This is a genomic window from Bartonella sp. AA74HLJMH, from assembly GCF_042197045.1.
Taxonomy (GTDB): domain Bacteria; phylum Pseudomonadota; class Alphaproteobacteria; order Rhizobiales; family Rhizobiaceae; genus Bartonella.
Genome location: NZ_JBHIRJ010000037.1, coordinates 1 through 6,028, shown reverse-complemented (window position 1 = coordinate 6,028; position 6,028 = coordinate 1). Strand labels below are relative to the sequence as shown.

Sequence of the window (6,028 nt, the reverse complement as noted above, 5' to 3'; positions counted from 1 at the left end):
TGTATGGCTCAATATATGAGAGACAATAAACTTGAAGCCTGCCCGCATGGTTTTCGCTCTAGTTTACGCGATTGGCTAGCAGAAACAACCGATGCCCCTTATGAGGTCGCTGAAACCATTCTAAGTCATACAGTAGGAGGGCAAGTAGAGCACTCCTATCGTCGTACTGACTATCTAGAACAGCGCCGTGTCTATATGGATAAATGGGCGGCTTATGTCACGGGTCAATCTTAAGATATGGGGTGAATAACCCCATTATCTGTGGATAACTTTAGCTCTCTTCTCTCTCATTCCTTCTCAATAAGATTCATCACGTATCACATCAGAAATTGTATAATAAAATATTGTTTTCTATGAATAAAACATCTTTCTAAATGAACCAAAATGTGGTTAATAAATAGTTATGATTTGTTACCATTTTTATAGTGAAAGGATTTTAATATGACAGAAAATGATATTCTTTTAACAGACCGTGAAAGTGCAAAATTGCTTCATATGAGTGTCTCAACTTTCCGCCGTCATGTAACCAATGGCTCTCTCCCAAAACCTTTAAAATTTGGTTTTTTATCGCGTTGGTTACAATCAGATCTTTTGAATGTAATCGAACAAGCAAAACAGCAACGTCAAAGTGACGCGGCATAAAAAAACCTTGTCACGTAAGGATGGACAAGGCTTTCTCTGCTGAAGCAAGACTTAAGGTTTGCATTCAAGTTGTTCTGAATGCTTTTTACAATAAGGGCTATTTAAGCGTCTCTCAACACTTCGCTGAGGCATGACAGCACCAGGACGACATATGGGAAGGTTGTCTGATTTATGATTTTCACACCAATCTTGTATTGTAAAGCTAGGGCGAAAACCTGATTGCGCCATACACATTTCAATACTGGCAAATTGATTCAAATCTAGCGCCACAACCTTATTAAGGTCCGGTACTCCACATTCTAAAAGTATTTTATTTCTCCATAATGCTGGAGAAAGTGAGGGAATTGAGTTAACACATCCAGCTGTATTTAAGAGAGCTATGCAACTCAATAGTTTTAAGATTTTCTTCATTTTTCCCCTCTTTCAATGGATTTATTTACGATAAAACAGCTCATAAGCCTGTTGATATTTCCTGTCACCGCTTCATTAAAACAACGGTGAACAATATTGAAATGGTTAGTTGAGGAAACAATCCCGTCATTTCAAGCAAAGCAAGGATGAGGGATTGTTGACCATCACAAACAGCAAAACTTAAGGTTTGCATTCATCCGCATTTTTATATTTTTTACAAAACGGGCTGTTTAAGCGCTTTTCGACACTTCTCTTCGGGATGACAGCACCAGCCTGACAAATGGGGAGGTTTTCCTCTTTAAAAGTATAACACGGCTTCCCTCCCCCTTTATAACGGAATCCTGCTTGAATCATACATGTATAAGTTGTTGCTTTTGCATTGATGCTCTGCTTTCTATTTTCTGAATCAGGATCGATAAGACTCGGCATTCCACATTCTAATAAGGCTTTTCCTACCTCAGTAGAATCCGCACCTGACTTCTCCCACATACTCACGTATCCTGGAGCAGGTTTGTCAATGTTTTCAATGTCACATCCAGTAACCGTTAACAAAATGAGCAGGCTTAATAAATTAAACAACATTTTCATTTTTTGTTCCCTGTTCTCGTTGAATAAAGTTTGTTAAAACCAAATGAACCGTAATTCCATCTACACGCATCACTCGCATCAGCATAACAATTATGGGGGCTCGGGTTAAGGCCCAAGACCGCTCTCCCCATCTCTCTGAGAGGATTAGTTGCTATAGTAAATAAACTGTTTGCTGTAAATATCATCATATAAAAAGGATTTTTTATACCTTTCTCCAAAAGTGAAAAGTCTAGATTTAAAGGTGCCTTATAAGCCGTAGGCCAATTGTAACCAATCACTGTACTAATGGGGTCTAACATATGACCTTGTGTGTAGATATAATTTTTTTCGCCATCGCTTAGATAATCTACTGTATTGGCCATCGATTGCATGTGAGCAGCCGCTCCAACAAGATAGAAGTCTGTTTTCTTGGCTACACTGTGGATACCATGTTCTTGCAAGTCATTTGCTCCATTGCTTACTGTTAAGGTACCACGGCTATGCCCACTAACAATAGCATTGTCATTGCCATAACGATAGATAAAATCTTGGAACTTCTTGGTCGAATTACTCAATCCCCAAGTGCTACCCTCCCAAAACTTTTGATAATATGCTACCCCTAATTCTACCAGCACATCGTCAGCTTGGGGAAAGTATGTAAAATAAAGGGGACCATTTTTATTAACAGCCAATTGGACAGCATTACCCGCAGCATCATCTGGTGAATTAAAAATGCCATTGTAGAACATATAAACAGCACCATTAGGGCCTTTTTGTAAATGCTTTTCTTCCTCTGGCTTTAAAAAGTGATACAGAGTGATATATTTTCCATCACGGCCTTTTATAGGTTTTCCATTTTCATCGGTTAAATAGAGGACATTGCCATTTTCATCATGCGCAACCTCACCTACTGGGTGCTCTTTGACATTTGTGATTTTATAAATTTTATCAAGGTATCCCAATCCTTCATCCGATAAATCATTGATCATATCTACGCGATTATGCACTACCCCCTCAAGCGATGCGACATCTAGCTGTTCTACTGCTTGGTGTGCTGCTGCGGTGTTGCGGTTGAGAGAGCCAATGATTTGTCCAGCATCTTGCCCCATCGCCCTCTGTCCAGTTGTATCAGTAAGGATGATAGTCCCATCGCTGATAGCAGATTTGGTTTCCCCTTCTGCTCCATCCTTGGCTTTGCCGTGATTTAAAACATTCTTGGCAATGTTCTTTATCGTGTCATTCCCAGAAATGCTAAACCCATGGCTGCTGGCTTTAGCATGGGCACTGTTGCTGATATCACTGGTGCTAATGCTTCCAGTGGTCAGGCTGTTTTTGTCCGCCGAGGCTGTGCTTTCAATAATACCTCCGGTCAGCGTTGTTTTGTCTTTAACAATGATATTAAAGCCGCCATCACCCGCTTTGATGCCTGATTGCTCCACAACACTATGATAATCGCTAGAGGATTTATCGTTTTGGAAAGAGGCGCTCATGGACCCCCCACCACCCGTTTGTCCAGCACCAAACCCAACAGAAACAGAGTTTTGCTTGCTGGAAGTTTGTCCCGTATCACTGCGGCTGGTAATGGCAAAATCACCCCCTACTTCCATTTCTACACGCTCTCCAGAAACCACGGCGCCTGCCAATGTGGTGTTTGCCCCACTCGTGGTATGAACAGTGCCGGTGCCTATAATATGGCTGTTTTTGTGTTGAACTTCCTCACTGGAACCTTCCCCTTGACTAAAAGCAGCACTGCCCGTTGCCCCTGCGCCACCCGTGCCATAACCGGTGCCAACACTCATTGAAGCACTTTCACTGCTGTTTTGTGTGCTTTGCGTATTTTGCGCACTTTCAAAGATGATATCTTCACCTACTCCCATGGTGATATTCCCGCTCTGTTCATCATTTTCCAGCACATAGATTGGATTGGTACCAGCGATAATATCAGCGCCAACACCATGAATGCTGCCTTTGTGGGCTTGCATATTAACAGCGCGTCCGCCTTCTATGCTATCTGTCACCGCTGTGGAGGTCTGAACAGAGGCTTCTGTTTTCTCAGTTTTAAAGCCCACTGTCATACTTGCCAGATGCGCCAGCCTCGGTCAAACCGCTTAACGTATCCTGTGGATTGCCCCACGACTTTGGCTTCAAAATACGCATCCCCCGTAATGAAACCTCACCTGCCTTATTGTCGACTATCTTAAACACCAAATTAAAAGTGCCCGTTGCGTGGATAAAGAAGGAGACGGCTTTGATCCTCTACTTCATTCGTGATTTTATCCAACGACCTTTTTAACGATGGGGAGGACGCTTTGGTGATCGCTTTTGTAAAGCTTTTTGCTTTTGCTGACGTTTTCTTTCATCCTCAAAATGCGTTAGTAAAGCGCGTTCCTGTTTCGTTTTGTTGGTCACACCAAAGGTATCATTGTCCATAAATTGCTGATATCCAGCTAGCATCAAATTAGCTAAAAACGAGTCACTTTTCAGAGGTTGTACAAAATAAAGCCCTTTTGAATCTTGCAATTTATACCGGAAACCTGCTTTTTTCATGCACTCATAAACTGAGGCAAATTCACTCGCATACGAATTCATATCACTAGAAGAAGCATAAACCGGTTTCCAACCACATTTTGATAAGGATTGTTGGATCATCGCTTTATCGACACCTGGTTTTTCCCATAATGCTAAAGTTGATGGAGGAGGTTGGTTAACACATCCAGCTGTATTTAAGAGAGCTATGCAACTCAACAGTTTTAAGATTTTCTTCATTTTTCCCCTCTTTCAATGGATTTATTTACAATAAAACAGAGCTCATAAGCCTGTTGATATTTTCTGTCACCGCTGCTTAAAACAACGGTGAACAATATTGAGATGATTAGTTGAGAAAACAATCCCGCCATTCCAAGAGAAGGCAAGGATGGCGGATTGTTGATCATCACAAGCAAGACTTAAGGATAGCATTCATATTGTTCTGGATGTTTTTTACAAAACGGGCTATTTAAGCGCTTCTTGACACTGCGCTGTGGAACAACAGCACCTGGACGACAAATGGGCAAGTTTTCGGCTTTATGATTTCCACACCAGCCCCCCCCCCTATCATATTTATCATGGAAACCAGCTTGAATCATACAAGCTTCTATGGTTGCCCATGCATTGTTGCTTAAATTTCTGTTTTCTGGAAATACATCATAAGGAGCTGGCATTCCACATTCTAAAAGTGCTTTTTTTACCTCAAGCCGATCTGCTCCTGATTTCTCCCACACCGTGAAGTATCCTGCAGGAGGTTTATTAAACTGACATCCAGCTATACTTAACAAAGTTACAGCGCTTAATAATTTTAAAGTTTGTTTCATTTTTTCCTCCTTAAAGGGAATTGTACTCGATGGGAAAGTCCATATATATCTCGACATTTTGGACCCGCATCTCCAAGGCAAGTATGAGGATTATAAGGATTTGTGAACATATTCCATGTTTCTTTCCACCAGTTACTGCCAGCAGGTATTGTCTCATAAGTATAGCCATTGCCGCCAATCCATCGGCTTACAAAGTCATATCTATGCCCATCAAAACCAATAGTGGTTTGTTTGCCATCACTCACATAACCTAACAGACCGGATGCAACTAAAACATTAAAGGCTGGTCCATAGAAATTGATATTCGTGTTGTCGGCTATACCGTGCACACCTTCTTGTTTGAAAGAATTCAGCATATTCCCCAATGTCATTGTCCCGCGACTATGTCCATAAAGTTCTAATCCTGTAAGACCATAGCTATACATCAAATCTTTTGCTTCTTGTGTTGAATTGGTCAAACCCCAAAAGTTATTTTCCATAAACTTCTGATAGCCCGCGACTAGAAGTTCTGAGATAGCAGAATCGGCTTCTGGGAACACAACAAAATAAAGCGGTTCATTTTTATTCTCTGCATGTTGCTCTGCATAAACAGCGGCTTCCTCTGGTGGCGTAAAGATGCCATTAAAGGACACATGCACTTTGCCATCAGAGCCTTCTTGCAAATGCTGCTTTTCTTCATCCGTTAAATAATGTGCGTGAGGTATTGGTTGTCCACGAGCGTCTGTGATATACTGTCCATTTGCATCTATTTCATAGATTATATTACCCTTTTCATCACGGTCGACAACGGCGATGGGGTGCTCTTTGATAAACATGGTTTTATAGGAGTCATCGCTGTATTTAAACCCTTCTTCCAACAATTGCGTTGCCATTTCGCGATTTTCATGGACGATTTGTTCCAGCTTGCCTACATCGAGCTGTTGTACACCCTTATGGGCGGTGGCAGTATCACGATTAAGGGAGGCTATGGCTTGCTCAACATCTTGCCCTGTCAATGCCTTCTGCCCTGCTTCATCAGTAATGACAATGGTGCCATTGCTGATAGCAGATTTGGTATA

At 41.5% G+C, this 6,028-nt stretch carries 9 protein-coding genes and 1 pseudogene; 2 read left to right on the top strand and 8 right to left on the bottom strand.

The window, feature by feature from the left end; all coding sequences use genetic code 11:
* Together ACFINH_RS08885 and ACFINH_RS08880 are read left to right on the top strand one after the other, a co-directional pair.
* A pseudogene (locus ACFINH_RS08885) lies at positions 1 to 234 on the top strand (integrase); the annotation flags it as partial.
* Between the two features lie 207 nt (positions 235 to 441).
* Positions 442 to 642: an AlpA family transcriptional regulator gene (locus ACFINH_RS08880; RefSeq protein WP_007347209.1), complete on the top strand. Its 201-nt coding sequence runs from the start codon at positions 442 to 444 to the stop codon at positions 640 to 642.
* Positions 643 to 693: 51 nt separating this feature from the next.
* On the opposite strand, the gene ACFINH_RS08875 is transcribed toward ACFINH_RS08880, so the two are convergent.
* From ACFINH_RS08875 to ACFINH_RS08840, 8 genes are all read right to left on the bottom strand, one after another.
* Positions 694 to 1,053 carry a hypothetical protein gene (locus tag ACFINH_RS08875; RefSeq protein WP_375632751.1) on the bottom strand — a complete coding sequence of 120 codons (360 nt, stop codon included), beginning with the start codon at positions 1,051 to 1,053 and terminating at the stop codon, positions 694 to 696.
* Between the two features lie 64 nt (positions 1,054 to 1,117).
* Positions 1,118 to 1,246 carry a hypothetical protein gene (locus tag ACFINH_RS08870; RefSeq protein ID WP_375632749.1) on the bottom strand — a complete coding sequence of 43 codons (129 nt, stop codon included), beginning with the start codon at positions 1,244 to 1,246 and terminating at the stop codon, positions 1,118 to 1,120.
* Positions 1,234 to 1,641 carry a hypothetical protein gene (locus ACFINH_RS08865; RefSeq protein WP_375632747.1) on the bottom strand — a complete coding sequence of 136 codons (408 nt, stop codon included), beginning with the start codon at positions 1,639 to 1,641 and terminating at the stop codon, positions 1,234 to 1,236. Before ACFINH_RS08865 ends, ACFINH_RS08870 begins: the two co-directional genes overlap by 13 nt.
* The gene (locus ACFINH_RS08860) at positions 1,638 to 3,695 is read right to left on the bottom strand and encodes a hemagglutinin repeat-containing protein (RefSeq protein ID WP_375632745.1); all 2,058 of its coding nucleotides are present in this window, start codon (positions 3,693 to 3,695) and stop codon (positions 1,638 to 1,640) included. The genes ACFINH_RS08865 and ACFINH_RS08860 overlap by 4 nt, the downstream gene beginning before the upstream one ends.
* Positions 3,679 to 3,828: a hypothetical protein gene (locus ACFINH_RS08855; protein ID WP_375632743.1), complete on the bottom strand. Its 150-nt coding sequence runs from the start codon at positions 3,826 to 3,828 to the stop codon at positions 3,679 to 3,681. Before ACFINH_RS08855 ends, ACFINH_RS08860 begins: the two co-directional genes overlap by 17 nt.
* A gap of 81 nt (positions 3,829 to 3,909) precedes the next feature.
* On the bottom strand, positions 3,910 to 4,386 hold the full coding sequence (locus ACFINH_RS08850) for a hypothetical protein (RefSeq protein ID WP_273791330.1): 477 nt from the start codon (positions 4,384 to 4,386) through the stop codon (positions 3,910 to 3,912).
* 179 nt (positions 4,387 to 4,565) lie between these two features.
* On the bottom strand, positions 4,566 to 4,970 hold the full coding sequence (locus ACFINH_RS08845; protein ID WP_375612686.1) for a hypothetical protein: 405 nt from the start codon (positions 4,968 to 4,970) through the stop codon (positions 4,566 to 4,568).
* Positions 4,967 to 6,028: filamentous hemagglutinin (locus tag ACFINH_RS08840; RefSeq protein WP_375632741.1), on the bottom strand; the 1,062-nt coding region annotated here is incomplete at its 5' end. The genes ACFINH_RS08840 and ACFINH_RS08845, both read right to left, overlap by 4 nt.